11 protein-coding genes are annotated in these 14,741 nt (G+C 71.9%); 7 read left to right on the top strand and 4 right to left on the bottom strand.

All coding sequences use genetic code 11. The features are described 5' to 3' along the window. Positions 1 to 14: 14 nt before the first annotated feature. Entirely contained in the window at positions 15 to 1,028 is a 1,014-nt protein-coding gene (locus ACGFIA_RS14240) for a LacI family DNA-binding transcriptional regulator (protein ID WP_357390646.1), read from the bottom strand. 150 nt (positions 1,029 to 1,178) lie between these two features. Between ACGFIA_RS14240 and ACGFIA_RS14235 the strand changes: the two genes are divergently transcribed. Genes ACGFIA_RS14235 through ACGFIA_RS14220 form a run of 4 tightly spaced genes read left to right on the top strand, consistent with a single transcriptional unit; the run spans position 1,179 to position 5,860 of the window. Further along, positions 1,179 to 2,690 carry an alpha-N-arabinofuranosidase gene (locus ACGFIA_RS14235; RefSeq protein WP_357390644.1) on the top strand — a complete coding sequence of 504 codons (1,512 nt, stop codon included), beginning with the start codon at positions 1,179 to 1,181 and terminating at the stop codon, positions 2,688 to 2,690. A 37-nt stretch (positions 2,691 to 2,727) separates the two neighbouring features. Further along, positions 2,728 to 4,059: an ABC transporter substrate-binding protein gene (locus ACGFIA_RS14230; RefSeq protein ID WP_393260205.1), complete on the top strand. Its 1,332-nt coding sequence runs from the start codon at positions 2,728 to 2,730 to the stop codon at positions 4,057 to 4,059. Positions 4,060 to 4,065: 6 nt separating this feature from the next. Continuing rightward, on the top strand, positions 4,066 to 5,025 hold the full coding sequence (locus ACGFIA_RS14225) for a sugar ABC transporter permease (protein ID WP_357390640.1): 960 nt from the start codon (positions 4,066 to 4,068) through the stop codon (positions 5,023 to 5,025). Positions 5,026 to 5,035: 10 nt separating this feature from the next. Then, the gene (locus tag ACGFIA_RS14220; RefSeq protein WP_357390638.1) at positions 5,036 to 5,860 is read left to right on the top strand and encodes a carbohydrate ABC transporter permease; all 825 of its coding nucleotides are present in this window, start codon (positions 5,036 to 5,038) and stop codon (positions 5,858 to 5,860) included. Between the two features lie 93 nt (positions 5,861 to 5,953). Here the strand turns inward: ACGFIA_RS14220 and ACGFIA_RS14215 are convergent, their stop codons facing one another. Beyond that, complete coding sequence (locus tag ACGFIA_RS14215) at positions 5,954 to 7,447, bottom strand: amino acid permease (RefSeq protein ID WP_357389733.1); 1,494 nt, start codon at positions 7,445 to 7,447, stop codon at positions 5,954 to 5,956. A 272-nt stretch (positions 7,448 to 7,719) separates the two neighbouring features. Between ACGFIA_RS14215 and ACGFIA_RS14210 the strand changes: the two genes are divergently transcribed. Then, positions 7,720 to 9,384: a glycoside hydrolase family 10 protein gene (locus tag ACGFIA_RS14210; protein WP_393260200.1), complete on the top strand. Its 1,665-nt coding sequence runs from the start codon at positions 7,720 to 7,722 to the stop codon at positions 9,382 to 9,384. A 161-nt stretch (positions 9,385 to 9,545) separates the two neighbouring features. Continuing rightward, positions 9,546 to 10,088, top strand: a complete 543-nt coding sequence (locus ACGFIA_RS14205) for a phospholipase (protein ID WP_357389729.1) — start codon at positions 9,546 to 9,548, stop codon at positions 10,086 to 10,088. A gap of 55 nt (positions 10,089 to 10,143) precedes the next feature. Here the strand turns inward: ACGFIA_RS14205 and ACGFIA_RS14200 are convergent, their stop codons facing one another. Both ACGFIA_RS14200 and ACGFIA_RS14195 read right to left on the bottom strand, forming a co-directional pair. Beyond that, positions 10,144 to 12,960: an adenylate/guanylate cyclase domain-containing protein gene (locus tag ACGFIA_RS14200; RefSeq protein WP_357389727.1), complete on the bottom strand. Its 2,817-nt coding sequence runs from the start codon at positions 12,958 to 12,960 to the stop codon at positions 10,144 to 10,146. A 155-nt stretch (positions 12,961 to 13,115) separates the two neighbouring features. Beyond that, positions 13,116 to 13,331, bottom strand: a complete 216-nt coding sequence (locus ACGFIA_RS14195) for a zinc ribbon domain-containing protein (protein WP_357389725.1) — start codon at positions 13,329 to 13,331, stop codon at positions 13,116 to 13,118. A 56-nt stretch (positions 13,332 to 13,387) separates the two neighbouring features. On the opposite strand from ACGFIA_RS14195, the gene ACGFIA_RS14190 reads away from it, so the two are divergent. Continuing rightward, the gene (locus ACGFIA_RS14190; RefSeq protein ID WP_393260459.1) at positions 13,388 to 14,716 is read left to right on the top strand and encodes a murein transglycosylase; all 1,329 of its coding nucleotides are present in this window, start codon (positions 13,388 to 13,390) and stop codon (positions 14,714 to 14,716) included. The last annotated feature ends 25 nt before the right edge of the window (positions 14,717 to 14,741 follow it).

Here is a 14,741-nt window from a genome sequence, read left to right as displayed (position 1 = left end):
ACGGCACCGGAGGGCTAGGCGGGGCGGGGTGGGGCGGACTCTCTCAGGGCCAGCTGGTGGGAGACCACCAGCTCTCGGGGCGGTGCGTCGCGGTCCTGGCCCAGGCGACCGGCCAGCAGCTCGACCGCGAGGCGGGCGATGCGCTCCTTGTCCGGGGCGACTGTGGTCAGCGTCGGGATCGAGAAGCGGCCGTCCTCGATGTCGTCGAAGCCGGCCACCGCGACGTCCTCGGGCACGCGCAGGCCCTCCTCGTGCAGCGCCCGCAGCGCGCCGAGCGCGAGCGTGTCGTTGAAGCAGAAGGCGGCGTCGGGGCGTACCCCGGTGGAGAGAAGTTGCCGCATGGCGGCGGCGCCGTCCGCGCGGTGCCAGGCCGGCGCGGGCGCCACCAGGCGGTCGTCGTAGGCGATGCCGGCCTCGGCCAGCGCGGCGGTGTAGCCGGCCAGGCGGAGCCGGGCGCTGGCGCCCTCGGGGGTCCGCTGGGAGCCGATCGCGGCGATCCGGCGGCGGCCGAGCCCGATCAGGTGGGTGGTGATCTCGCGGGCGGCGGCCACGTTGTCGGTCATGACGTGGTCGGCGGGGCCGTGGTCGACCCGTTCGCCGAGCAGCACCATGGGCAGGCCGGCCAGGGCGGCGAGGTCGTCTGCGGTGAGCGCGAGCGGGCTCAGGATCAGGCCGTCGATCATGTGGTCGCCGATACCGCTGGCGGCCTTGCGTTCCTGCTCGGAGCGGCCGCCGGTCTGGTCGATCAGCACTGTCCAGTCGTGGTCGGCGGCGGCGGTGACGACGTGCCGGGCCAGCTCGGCGAAGTAGGGGATGTCCAGCTCGGGCACGGCCAGCGCGATCACCCCGGTACGCCCCTTGCGCAGGTTGCGGGCCGACAGGTTGGGCCGGTAGTTGAGCGCGGCGATGGCCTCCTCGACCCGGGCCCGGGTGTCGGCGCGCACGTGCTGGTAGCCGTTGACGACGTTGGAGACGGTCTTCACCGACACTCCGGCCCGCTCGGCGACGTCCTTGAGCCTGTGCCGCACTGAACTTCCTCCCGGTGAACGCTGGCCGCAGCGTACCGCGTCGCGACGACACGACTGCCTCTTTACACAGGTGCTTACAACGTTGTAGAAACCACTGACAACGGAGTGACAGCCGTCACTCGCCATCGCCACGAGGAAGAGGTTGGCACAGTGCCGAACGCGCAGCTCACTATCGATCCGGCGTTCCGGGTCGCGCCGGCGGACCGCCGGATCTTCGGTTCCTTCGTCGAGCACATGGGGCGCTGCGTCTACGGCGGGGTGTACGAGCCCGGCCACCCCACAGCCGACCGGCGGGGGCTGCGGCGCGACGTGCTGGACCTGACCCGTGAGCTGGGCGTCTCGGTGGTGCGCTACCCGGGCGGCAACTTCGTCTCCAGCTACCGGTGGGAGGACGGCATCGGCCCGGTCGGCGACCGGCCGCGCCGGCTCGACCTGGCCTGGAAGACGATCGAGACCAACGAGTTCGGCCTGGACGAGTTCATGACCTGGGCGGCCGAGGCCGGGGTCGAGCCGATGATGGCCGTCAACCTCGGCACCCGCGGCGTGACCGAGGCGCTCGACCTGCTTGAGTACACCAACCACCCGGGCGGCACCCAACTATCCGACCTGCGCCGCAAGCACGGCGCCGAGCAGCCGTACGGGGTGCGGCTGTGGTGCCTCGGCAACGAGATGGACGGGCCGTGGCAGGTCGGGCACAAGACCGCCGACGAGTACGGCCGGCTCGCCGCCGAGACCGCCCGCGCGATGAAGATGGTCGACCCCTCGATCAGCCTGGTCGCCTGCGGAAGCTCCAACCGGGGCATGCCCACGTTCGGCGCGTGGGAGGCGACAGTGCTGGAGCACGCGTACGAGCACGTCGACTACATCTCCGCCCACACCTACTACGACCCCTCCGACGGTGACCGGGCCAGCCTGCTCGCCTCCGCCGTCGACATGGACGCCTTCATCACCGAGGTCGTCGCCACCGCCGACCACGTGGGCGCCAAGCTGCGGCAGAGGCGCAAGCTGAAGATCTCCTTCGACGAGTGGAACGTCTGGTACCAGTCCCGCCTCCAGTCCGACCTGGACCGGCGCGGCTGGGTCGAGGCGCCGGCACTGATCGAGGACGACTACACGGCCGTCGACGCGGTGGTGGTGGGCGACCTGCTGATCACCCTGCTCCGGCACGCCGACCGCATCGGCGTGGCCTGCCAGGCGCAGCTCGCCAACGTGATCGCCCCGATCCGTACCCGCGACGGCGGCCCGGCCTGGCGGCAGAGCATCTTCCACCCGTTCGCCCTGACCGCCCGGTACGCCCGCGGCACCGTGCTGCGGACCGAGCCCACCGGCCCGACCTACGAGACCCGGCGCTACGGCGACGTGCCCGCGCTGGACACCGTCGCCGTGCACGACGAGGAGACCGGCGAGCTGGCCGTCTTCGCGGTCAACAGGGGTCCGCAGGACCTCCCGCTCGACCTGGACCTGCGCGGCCTGCCCGGCCTGCGGGCCGAGGCGCACACCACGGTGGCGGCCGGAACCGACCCGGACGCCACGAACACCGAAGAAGACCCGGAGCGGGTCGCGCCCCGGGACCTCACCACGCCCACAGTCGACGGCGGCCGCGCCTCCGTGCTGCTGCCGGCCACCTCCTGGAACCTGCTGCGCTTCGTGCCGGCGTCGTGACCAGGCAATACTCCATTCCGTCCCCCAAGGAGTACGCATGATCCAGAACGAGATGAGCCGGCGGCGTCTGCTCGGCCTCGGCGTCGGGCTCGGCGCGGCGGCCACGCTGACGCTCAGCGGCTGCGGCGGCGGCAGCAGCTCCGACAGTTCCGGCGCGGCCGGCAACGGCGGCAAGGACTACACCGGCCCGAAGGTGGACCTGAAGCTGTGGAACGGCTTCACCGGCGGTGACGGTGACATCTTCAAGACGCTCGTCGAGCAGTTCAACGGCGAGCACAAGAACATCGCGGTCAGCGTGATCACGTACCAGTGGGAGGACTACTACAGCAAGCTTCCCGGCGCGGTCTCCAGCGGCAACGGCCCGGACATCGCTGTCATGCACATGGACCAGCTCGCCACGTTCGCCGCCCGGGGCGTGATCACCGAACTGGACGACGTGGCGAAGGCGCTGGAGCTGAGCGAGGGCGACTTCGCCCCGACGGTCTGGAAGGGCGGCCTCTACGGCGACAAGCGGTACGGCATCCCGCTGGACATGCACCCGCTGGGCTTCTACTACAACAAGGCGGTCATGCGGAAGGCCGGCCTGGACCCGGAGAAGCCACCGGCCACCAGGGAGGAGTACACGGCCGCGCTCACCGAGCTGAAGAAGTCGGGCGTGCAGGGCTTCTGGGTCAGCCCGTTCCAGTTCACCGGCGGCATGACGTTCTACAGCCTGCTGCACCAGTGGGGCGGCACGCTCTTCGACGCCGAGGTGGCGAAGGCGACGTTCAACTCCGACCCGGCGGTCGAGGCGTGCACCTGGCTGGTCGACCTGATCAAGCAGGGCCACTCCCCCGCGAACGTCGGCCAGGACGCCGACTACCTGGCGTTCAAGAGCGGCAAGAACGCGTTCAACTGGAACGGCATCTGGCAGATCAACGACCTGAAGAAGAGCGCGAACGTGCAGTGGGGCGTCGCGCCCCTGCCGCAGATCGGCAGCCAGAAAGCCGCCTGGGCGAACTCGCACAACTTCACCATCGTCAAGCAGCGCTCCGCGAACGCCGACAAGACCGCCGGGGCGAAGGTTTTCATCAACTGGCTGAGCCAGCACTCCCTGGACTGGGCCAAGGGCGGCCAGGTGCCGGCCCGCAAGGCGGTGCGGGAGAGCAGTGAGTTCACCGCGCTCACCGAGGTCAACGCGCTCGCACCGGAGCTGGAGTACGCCGCGTTCCCGCCGTCCGTGCCGGGCCTGAACGAGGCCATGCTGACCTTCTACAACGCGTTCAACGAGGCGGCGCTGGGCAAGAAGCCGCCGAAGCAGGCGCTCGACGACGGCGCGGCGAAGGCGAACAAGCAGCTGGAGGACAGCCGCAAGAAGTACGGGAACTGATCCGCCGTGGCGGACGTGATCGAGGTCGGGGCGGCGCGCGACGGCGTGCCGCCCCCGGCGCGCACCCGCCGCCGGGGCGCGACGGAACGCGGCAACCGCGCGACCCCGTACCTCTTCCTCGCGCCGTACCTGATCCTGTTCGGGGTCTTCGGCCTGGCGCCGATCCTGTTCGGGGTCTGGATCAGCCTGCACCAGTGGGACCTGCAACTGCCAAACCGGCCGTTCGTCGGGCTCGGCAACTACCGGGATCTGTTCTCCAGCGACTCGGCGATCTTCGGGGACTGGTGGTCGAGCGTCCGGGCGACCGGGGTCTTCACGCTGTTCTCCGTACCGCTGCTGGTGGTCGTCCCGCTCGGGCTGGCGCTGCTGCTCAACCGCTCGTTCCCCGGCCGGACGTTCTTCCGGGCCGCGTTCTTCGCGCCGTACGTGCTGGGCGTCGCGGTGATCGGCCTGCTCTGGCGGTTCCTGCTGGATGCCAACCTGGGCCTGGTCAACCGGCTGCTCGGTGTGGTCGGGCTCCCCTCGGACACGCCGTGGGTGACCGACGTGCCGTGGGCCTGGGTGTCGCTCGTCGGCGTGACCGTGTGGTGGACCTGCGGCTTCAACGCGGTGATCTACCTGGCCGGTCTCCAGGACATCCCGGCCGAGCTGTACGAGGCGGCCAAGGTGGACGGCGCCGGCGGCTGGGACCGGTTCCGCCACGTCACGATCCCCGGCCTGCGCCCGGTGATGCTGTTCGTCTTCACCACCACGATCCTCGCCTCGGCGAACGTGTTCGGGCAGGCGTTCCTGATCACCCAGGGCGCGCCGGGCGAGCAGACCCGGACCGTGGTCTGGCGGATCGTCGACGAGGGGCTGCGCGACTACGACGCCGGACGGGCCGCCGCGATGAGCGTGTTCTTCGCGCTGATGCTGGCGGTGGTGAGCGTCGCCAACTTCCGGCTGTTCCGCTACCGGGAAGACTGAGGGCTACGACATGAGGAACACGCGCGCGGTGGCGCGGTACGGCGTCCTGCTCCTGGTCACCGCGATCTTCGTGACCCCTCTGGTGTGGATGCTGCTGACGTCGGTGAAGACGTACGACGACGCGCAGCGGGTGCCGCCCGGCTGGCTGCCGGACCCGTTCTCCACCTACGGCTACCAGCAGATAGTCGACAACGCGGCGAACCCGGTGCTGCGCTGGTTCGTCAACAGCATGCTCGCGGCCACCCTGCACACGCTGCTGGTGCTGGTGACCGCGTCGATGGCCGCGTACGCGCTGGCCCGGATGCGGTTCCGCGGCCGCAAGGTGCTGTTCGCGCTGATCGTGGGCACGCTGTTCCTGCCACCCACCTCGCTGATCATCCCGAACTTCATCATCGCCGAGCGGCTGGACTGGATCGACACGCTCACTGTGGTGATCGTGCCGGGCGCGGCGAGCGCGTTCGGGGTGTTCTTCCTGCGGCAGTTCTTCCTCTCCATCCCGGCCGAGCTGGAGGAGGCGGCGGTGCTGGACGGCGCGAACCACTGGCAGGTGTTCCGCCGGGTGCTGCTGCCGCTGTCGAAGCCGGCCCTGGCCACGCTCGCGGTGCTGTCGTTCCTGACCAACTGGAACGACTTCCTCTGGCCGGTGTACGTGCTGTTCAGCCCGGAACGGCTGACCCTGCCGGCGGGCCTGGGCCTGCTCCAGGGCGCGTACGTGACCGACTATCCGGTCATCATGGCGGGCGCGGTGCTGGCGAGCGTGCCGGTGCTGATCCTGTTCGTGCTCGCCCAGCGGCACGTCATCCAGGGCGTCTCCCGCAGCGGCCTGAAGGGGTGAGCGGGTAAGGAAGGGCCCCCTTTTAACGCCTCCGGTAGTAGAAGGGCCCCTTCTTAACGCCTGGCGTTAAGAAGGGGCCCTTCCTTCCGGGCGTCAGGGGGTGGGGGCGGGCTCGGGGGTGTCCGAGTGCTCGCTGCGGGCGAGCCGGTTCTTGCGGTGGCCGTACCCGAAGTAGATGACCGCGCCGATCAGCATCCACGCGAGGAACCGCAGCCAGGTCTCGACCGAGAGGTTCAGGCTCAGGTAGAGGCAGGCCAGCGCGGTGACGATCGGCAGCACCGGCGAGAACGGCACCTTGAACGGCCGCTCCAGGTCGGGGCGGCGCTTGCGCAGGATCGGCACCGCGATGGCGACAAGCGTGAACGCGCAGAGCGCGCCGATGCTGACCAGGTCGGCGAGCGCGGACAGCGGCAGGAAACCGGCGAGTAGCGCCACCGCGACGGTCATGATCCCGGCGATCCGGTACGGGGTGCCCCAGCGCGGGTGCACCTTGGCGATGGCGGGCGGGATGAGCCCGTCCCGGGCGATGGCGAAGCCGATCCGGCCCATGGCCACCAGGTCGACAAGGATCACGCTGGTGAGCCCGGCGACGGCGGCGATGGAGACGAGCACCGCGGCCCAGCCGGCGCCGACCGCCCGGAACGCGGACGCGATCGGCGCGCCCTCGTCGATCTCGGTGTACTTGACCATCCCGACCACCACCAGCGAGACGCCGATGTAGAGCACCGTGGAGATGAGCAGCGTGCCGAGCAGGCCCAGCGGCAGGTCCCGCTTGGGCTTGCGGGTCTCCTCACCCAGGTTCGCCACGGCCTCGAACCCGGTGTACGCGAAGAACACCACGGCGGCGGCGGTGAGCACCCCGGCGAAGCCGAAGACTGAGGGTTCCAGCCCGAAGATGGCCTGGGTGACAGGTTGCTTGATGCCGTCGTCCCCGGCACCGGCCGGCTCGGCGGCCGGGATGAACGGGCTGAGGTTGGCCGCCTTGACGAAGAACAGCCCGGCGATGACGACGAAGGCACAGATCGCCACCTTGACCAGCACGAGCAGGTTGGTGACCCGGGCGGACTCGCGGATGCCGACGATGGCGACCACGCCGAGCACCAGCACGATGCCGATGGCGCCGAGGTTGACGACGCTGCCCTCCTCTGCGAACCAGGCGCTGGGCAGGCCGAGCAGGTCGGCGAGGTAGCCGGACCAGCCGCGGGCCACCACCGCCGCGCCGAGCGCGAACTCCAGGAGCAGGTCCCAGCCGATGATCCAGGCGACGATCTCGCCCATCGTCGCGTACGCGTAGGTGTAGGCGCTGCCGGCGGTCGGCACGCTGCTGGCCAGTTCGGCGTAGCAGAGCGCGGCGAGTAGCGCGACCAGGCCGGCGATGCCGAACGAGATCACCACGCCCGGCCCGGCGCTGTTGCGCGCCTCGACACCGGTGAGCGTGAAGATGCCGGTGCCGATCACGATGCCGATGCCGAAGCCCATCAGGTCGACCGCGCCGAGCCGGCGCCGCAGCCCCGGCTTGCCGTCCTCGCCGTCGGCGTCGCCCTGGGCGAGCACGTCCTGGATCGGCTTGGTACGCAGGACCGACATCTGATCACCTCCCCCGCCGTGTGGCCGCCACGGTGGCGGTCTGTGACCGGGGGAGCTACCCAGCCGTTTTCCACCCCAATCCCGTACGCCAGGTATCGGAATCGTCACGATCCGGTCGATCGCACGGAGCCGGACATCGATCGGCCGTCCAGGTCTTGCGCCGGGCACGGATAGATGAAAGTTTCCTACCGGAGGCATGGGTGTATCGGCGAATCTTGCCGCAACGCCCGCCCCCGACTGTCCCCCCGGACCCGACGAAGGGACCGCACCGCATGAAGGCAACTCGGCTCGGAGCCGCCGCGCTGGCCGCGGCGTTGCTCGGCACGCTGGTCGCCGGCACGCCGGCGCAGGCCGCACCCGACGACAACGGCACCGCCACTTCCCCCTCCACCGACTGCGTCACCGACCCGGCCACCCCCAAGCGCCAGTTCCGGGCCATGTGGATCGCCTCGGTGACGAACATCGACTGGCCCAGCAAGGGCTCCTGGACCGCGCCGGACCAGGTGGCCAAGCAGAAGGCCGAATACCTGGCCTGGCTGGACCTGGCGCAGAAGCTCAACCACAACGCCGTCGTGGTCCAGGTCCGCCCGACCGCCGACGCGTTCTGGCCCTCGCCGTACGAGCCGTGGTCGGAGTACCTGACCGGCGTACGCGGCAAGAACCCCGGCTGGGATCCGCTGGACTTCCTGGTCGCCGAGTCGCACAAGCGCAACCTGGAGTTCCACGCCTGGTTCAACCCGTACCGCGTCTCCATGCCCGCGCCCGGCGGCGCCGGCGCCGACCTGTCGCAACTGGCCCCGGACAGCCCGGCCCGCCAGCACCCCGACTGGGTCTTCGCCTACCCGCCCGCCGGCGTCGCCGGCAGCCGGCTCTACTACAACCCCGGCGTCCCCGAGGTCCGCGAGTTCGTCCAGACCGCGATGATGGACGCGGTCAAGCGGTACGACATCGACGGCGTGCACTTCGACGACTACTTCTACCCGTACCCGAGCGGCACCCACCAGGTGCCCGACGACGCCACGTTCGCGGCGTACAACAGGGGCTTCACCGACAAGGCCGACTGGCGGCGGGACAACATCAACCTGCTGATCCAGGAGATGAACGCCAAGATCAAGGCGGTCAAGCCGTATGTGAAGTTCGGCGTCAGCCCGTTCGGCATCTGGCGCAACGCGTCGGCCGACCCGAACGGCTCGGACACCACCGGCTCGCAGTCGTACGACATCATCTCCGCCGACTCCCGCAAGTGGGTCAAGGAGGAGTGGATCGACTACATCGTGCCGCAGCTCTACTGGTACATCGGCCAGTACCCGGCCGCCGACTACGCCCGTCTGGTGCCGTGGTGGGCCGAGCAGGTGCGCGGCACGCGGGTGCAGCTCTACATCGGCCAGGCCGACTACAAGAGCGGTGACCCGGCGTACGGGTCGTTCTGGATGAACCCGCAGGAGCTGTCGAACCACCTGACACTCAACCGGTCGTACCCGGAGGTGCTCGGCAACGTGCACTTCTCCGCGGTGCAGGTCCGGGCCAACCGGCTCGGCGCCATCGACATCTACGCGGCCGAGCACTACTCCCGCCCGGCGCTGGTGCCCACCATGACGCACCTGCCGCGCAAGCCGCTGCTGTTCCCGGTGGTCACCAAGGCCCAGCGGGAGGCGGACGGGGTACGCCTGAGCTGGCGGCAGCCGGCCGACGGCAAGGGCCCGCTCGGCACCGCCGCGTCGTACGCGATCTACCGGTTCGACGGGCACGGCCTGGCCGGGCGCTGCGACTTCGCGGACGCCTCGCACCTGGTCGGCACCGTGCGAGCCACCGACGACGCGGTGCAGTCCTGGGTGGACACCACGGCGGCCGACGGCGCGAAGTACACCTACTACGTGACCGCGCTGGACCGGCTGGCGAACGAGAGCCCGGCGAGCCCGCCGCGCTTCGTGCGCTGATCTCCACCGGATGCCCCCGGGCCGCCTCGCCGGCCCGGGGGCATTCGTCTGTTTGGGCGGATGCCAGCGAGCCGTTCCCCGGAACATCGTCGCAGCTCATCGGCTTGATCGACACTTGTCGACATCCGGAGATCCCGGACGCCACCCCTGCGGAGGTTCCCGTGTCCCGTCGCCTCGCCACCACCCTCGCCGCCGCAACACTCGCCCTGCTCACGGCACTCAGCCTGGCCGCACCGGCCGCCGCCGCGGTGAGCACCGAGCAGAAGCTGTCCGTCCTGACCAGCTGGACGCAGACCAGCGCGTCCAGCTACAACGCCTGGAACAGCGCCCGGCAGAACCGGTCGCCCTGGACCGACTACGGCTTCGACTGGTCCACCGACTACTGCTCGTCCAGCCCCGACAACCCGATCGGGTTCAACTTCAAGCTCTCCTGCTACCGCCACGACTTCGGCTACCGCAACCACAAGGCCATGGGCGTCTTCTCCGCCAGCAAGTCCCGGTTGGACAACGCCTTCTACGCCGACCTGAAGCGGGTCTGCGCCACGTACAACGCGGTGGTCCGGCCCGCCTGCTACAGCCTCGCCTGGACGTACTACCAGGCGGTGAGCGTCTTCGGCTCGGTCGCCGCCGTGTCGCGGGCCGACCTCGACCGCGCCGCCCGGATGAAGGCCGAGGCCGAGCGCCGCGCCGCCGCACGCGCCTGACGGATGGGGAGCCCGCCGCCCGGCGGGCTCCCGCACGGCCGCTCAGCGGCCCGGCTCAGCCCGCCGTGCTGCGCGGCTCGAACGCCGGCCACGAACCCGGCTTCCGCCCGCCGAACCTCGGCGAGTCGGCCGCCATGTCCGGGTGCTCCACGTGCAGCGCGAGCGCCGCCACCTCGTCCAGCCGCAGCCCCGCACCGGCGCCGTACGCGGCGTCGAACGCCTCGTCACCGAGCACCCGCCGCAGCTCCGTCTGCCGGGCCGACCAGTACGGGCCGTATATCCCCGGCGTGGCCCGCAGGTTCGCCCGGGTGGCCTGCGCCGCGCCGAACAGCCGGGCCGCTGACAACGCGTCCCCGGCGAGCGCGCAGCGCACCGCTATCGCGTTTATCGTGTCGCATGCCCGGCCCAGGTAGCCGTGGCTCATCCGGGACCGTAACGCCACCAGCAGGTGCTCGTGCGCGGCGACCAGATCGCCCCGGGCCAGCGCCACCATGCCGAGCAGCATGTCCACCGAGCGTCCGCCCCGCTCGGCCGGCCGGGACGCCTCGACCGGGCGGGCCGCGGCCAGCAGGTCGGCCGCCTCGTCCAGCGCGCCCCGGCGCCAGAGCAGCTCGGAGAGGTTGTAGACGGCCAGCAGCGCGTCACCCACCACGTCCTGCGCGTACGCCCAGTCGATCACCTCGCGGCAGATCCGCTCCGCCTCGGCGAACTGCCCCATGTCGACAAGCGGCGCCGCGCGTCCGGCCAGCACCCGGGCCAGCAGCCCCCGGTCGCCGGACTGCCGGGCGGCCGCCTCGGCCCGCTGCGAGTACCGCAGCTCCTCGCCGAACTCGCCGTCCGCGCCCGCGTGCAACGAGTGCATGTGGTACGCGGCGGCCAGTTCGGCGTCCGGCATCACCTCGCCGGTCTCGGCCAGCCGGCCGTAGAGCCGGAACAGCCAGAGCCGCCCCTCCCGGGCCAGCCCGCGCTCCCGCCACCACTGGTCCAGGTCACCCGCGAGCGACAGGCCCGACCGCGCGCTGCCGCCGGTGGCGCACCAGCGCAACGCGGCCCGCAACTCGTTCGCCAGCGGGTCGAGCGCGTACAGGGAGAGCGTCACCGGGCGGCCGTCCGGCCCCAGGTGCGCCCGGTCCAGCGCGTGCCGGCACCAGGCGACGTGCCGGTCCCGGGCGCTCTGCTCCTCGCCCGCCTCGATCAGCCGCCGGGCCGCGTACGCCCGGATCGGGTCGAGCATCCGGTACGTGCTGCCGGAGGCGTGCGGCTCGGCCAGCACCATCGACTTGTCCACCAGCACCGAGAGCGGGTCGAGTGGGTCCTCGTCGAGCAGCCACTGCACGGTGGGCAGGTCCACCGGGCCGGCGAACACCGCCATCCAGCGCAGCAGCCGGGCCGAGCGCGCGCCCAGCGTCCGGTACGACCAGGTCACAGTGGCCTGGATGGTCAGGTGCCGCTCACTCGCCGAACGCTGCACTGCCCGGCTCGCCGGGGTGGGCGGGGCGGCGCCGGTCGCGGCGGCCACCAGGTCCACCGTGTCCTGCTGGTTGCCGCTCCAGCCCGCCTCCACCGGCGGCGGCTCCGCCGTCTCCCGGCCGGCGTCGAGCGTGCCCAGCATGTCGTCCAGCCGCTCGGCCAGCTGGCCGACCGAGAGCACCCGCAGCCGGGCCGCGGCCAGCTCTATGGCCAGCGGCAGCCCGTCCAGACGGCGTACCACCCGGTGCAGGTCGGCCTGCTCGGCCGGCTCCGGTGCCCGTCCGCCCCGGGCCACGGCGGTGCGGTCCAGCAGCAGCGCCACCGCGTCGCTCCCCCCGCCGTCGGGGCCCTCGTCCACCGACAGCGGCGGGATCCGCCACACCACCTCGCCGGGTACGCCGAACGACTCCCGGCTGGTCGCCAGCACCCGCACCCCCCGGCCGCCGGCCAGCAGCCGGCTGATCACGTCGGCCGACGCGGCGGTCTGGGCGTCGCAGGTGTCCAGCAGCACGAGCATCCGGCGCGGCGCCGCGTACTCGACGAGGGTGTCGACCATCGGCCGGCCCGGCTCCGGGCGGAGGCCGAGCACGGCGGCGATCTCGAACGCCACGAGCCCCGGGTCGGTCACCGCGGCGATGTCGACGAACCAGACGCCGTCCGGGTAGTCCTCGACGATGCCGGAGGCCAGCTCCACCGCCAGCCGGGTCTTGCCGGCGCCGCCCGCGCCGAGCACCGTCACCAGCCGGTACGCCTCGACCAGCCGGCCAAGCTCGGCGCGCTCGGCCTGCCGGCCGACGAACGAGGTGACCTGGGTGGGCAGGTTGTGCGCTGTCGCGTCGGCGGTACGCGGGCGCGGGAACCGCCGCTCCAGCCCCGGCGCGACGAGCTGGAACAGCCGCTCCCGGTCGTCGAACCCGCGCAGCCGGTGCAGACCGAGGTCCAGCAGGGACACCCCGTCCGGCAGCGGGTCGGCGTGCCGGGCGGTGGCGGCCGAGCAGAGCACCTGCCCACCGTGTGCGGCGGCGGCCACGCGGGCGGCCCGGTGCACCTCGGGGCTGGCGTACTCGCCGTCGCGGGGCTCGGCGTAGCCGGTGTGCAGCCCCATGCGTACCCGTGGGGTGGCGTCCGGGTTGGGCCAGTCGTGATCGGAGAGCGCCCGCTGCGCGGTCAGGCAGGCGCGGACCGCGGCGGCGGCGTCCGGGAACGCGAGGAAGAACGAGTCCCCCTCGGTCAGCAGCTCCGCGCCGTCCGTGCCGGCCAGGGTGTCGCGCAGCAACCGCCGATGCTCGTGCAGCACCGGACGGTAGACCGGGCCGAGCATCCGGGCCAGCCGTGTCGAGCCCTCGATGTCGGTGAACACGAAGGTCACCCACCCGCTGGGGAGGTGGTGTCCTTTGGACATACGTCGAACCTCCGCCCGGTGACGTCGGGTTCATGCTGCCCTATGGTCGTGCCGTCACGCATCGTGAGAACGGCTGGGCAGATTCCGCCCCAAGGTGCCAAAAGATCACACCGGCGGCAAGACCCCGATCGACACGCGGGACGGACGACGGAAAGTCAGCAACCGCAGGAGCCGCCGCAGCAACCACCACCGCTGGGAATCCCACCACTCGGGGCGGCGCCGCCCCGGCCGGTGACAGCCACGGTGGACAGCAGTTTCACCGTGTCGGCGTGGCCCTGCGGGCAGGTGGCCGGCCGTGCGGCCTGCGCCATCGGACGATTGACCTCGAAGGTGTCGCCGCAGGCGCGGCAACGGAACTCGTACCGGGGCATGACCCAAGCGTACGGCCGGGCCTGACGTCGTCACTCCGATGGGTGATACTCGACGGGTGGTGGACGGCGAACGGCGAGCGACGGCCCGGCCCCTGCGACCCGCCGCGCCACCCGACGACGGCACCCGGTCCATCCCGCGTCCACGCCGCGAGCGGAAGCCCCTTCCCCCGGAGCCGCCCGCCGACCCGGCCCGCGACGCGGACGCCGCGGCCGGAACGAGCACGGCGGCCGAAACGGGTGCGGCGGTCGACGCGGGGGCCGGTGCGAAGCCGGGCGAGAAGCCGCAGCCCGAACCACACGCGAAGGCGGACGCCGAGCCCGGGTCGAACGACGAGCGTGAGCAGCCGGCCACCGAAGCGGCGGCCGAGGCCGGGGCCGGGGCGGTAACGGCAGAGGCGGCGGCGAAGGCCGGGACGGCGGCCGAGGCCGGCGGGCGACGACGGCGGATGCCGTTCGCGCACGCTGTCCGGGCGCGTCCCCGGCAGGTCGCTGTCGGCGCGGCCCGGGCCACCCGCGCCTGGTCCCGGCGGCCCGGCGGCCGCACCGCGATGCCCGCGCTGTTCCTGCTCGCGCTGGTCGCCGCCGCCGCCACGGCCGGCGCGGTGGTCGTCCCGGCGGCGGTCGGCCGGCCGGAGCCGGTCGCCGACGCCACGCCGTCGCAGAGCGTGCCGCAGACCGCCGCCGCGCCCGCCACACCACCGTTGCCGGACCTGACCGGGTTGCCCGGCGGCGCCGTACCGACCGGCACGCCAGTGCCCGGCACGCCACTGCCCGGTGCGACCACCGCCCCGGTTCTGCCCGCCGGCCGTCCGGCCGACGCGCTCGCCGGCTGGGCGCAGCGGGTCAGCGCGGTGACCGGCATCCCCGTGGTGGCGCTCCAGGCGTACGCCTACGCCGAGCTGGCGCTCGCCCAGACCAACCGGGGCTGCCAGCTGAGCTGGACCACGCTGGCCGCCATCGGGTACGTCGAGTCGCGCCACGGTGCGGCGAACGGCGCCACGCTGCAAGCCGACGGACGGGCCCTGCCGGAGATCAAGGGGCAGCCGCTGGACGGGCAGGGCGGCCGGTCCCGCATCCTCGACACCGACCAGGGGCTGCTCGACGGCGACCGCGTCTTCGACCGGGCGCTCGGCCCGATGCAGTTCATCCCGACCACCTGGCAGGAGATCGGCGGGGACGCCGACGGCGACGGCGTGAAGAACCCGCACGACATCGACGACGCGGCGCTGGCCGCCGGGCTCTACCTGTGCAAGGGCGGTCGGAACATGACCATCCCGGGCGACTGGTGGAGCGCCATCCTCTCCTACAACGACGTGCGTCGGTACGCCCAGGCGGTCTTCGACAAGGCCGACGAGTACGGCAGGCTCAGCCGCAACGTGAGGTGACGGCTCACGTACATTCGCGGACTGA

Origin of the sequence: Micromonospora sp. NPDC049203 (genome assembly GCF_043197215.1) — a bacterium.
GTDB lineage: Bacteria > Actinomycetota > Actinomycetes > Mycobacteriales > Micromonosporaceae > Micromonospora.
This window is presented reverse-complemented; position numbering and strand designations above follow the sequence as displayed.

Coding starts and splice junctions, on each gene's coding strand:
- ACGFIA_RS14215 (WP_357389733.1), bottom strand. CDS start 7,447: ATGTCGGTCCTGCGTACCAAGCCGATCCAGGACGTGCTCGCCCAGGGC.
- ACGFIA_RS14195 (WP_357389725.1), bottom strand. CDS start 13,331: ATGCCCCGGTACGAGTTCCGTTGCCGCGCCTGCGGCGACACCTTCGAG.
- ACGFIA_RS14210 (WP_393260200.1), top strand. CDS start 7,720: ATGAAGGCAACTCGGCTCGGAGCCGCCGCGCTGGCCGCGGCGTTGCTC.
- ACGFIA_RS14230 (WP_393260205.1), top strand. CDS start 2,728: ATGATCCAGAACGAGATGAGCCGGCGGCGTCTGCTCGGCCTCGGCGTC.
- ACGFIA_RS14200 (WP_357389727.1), bottom strand. CDS start 12,960: ATGTCCAAAGGACACCACCTCCCCAGCGGGTGGGTGACCTTCGTGTTC.
- ACGFIA_RS14220 (WP_357390638.1), top strand. CDS start 5,036: ATGAGGAACACGCGCGCGGTGGCGCGGTACGGCGTCCTGCTCCTGGTC.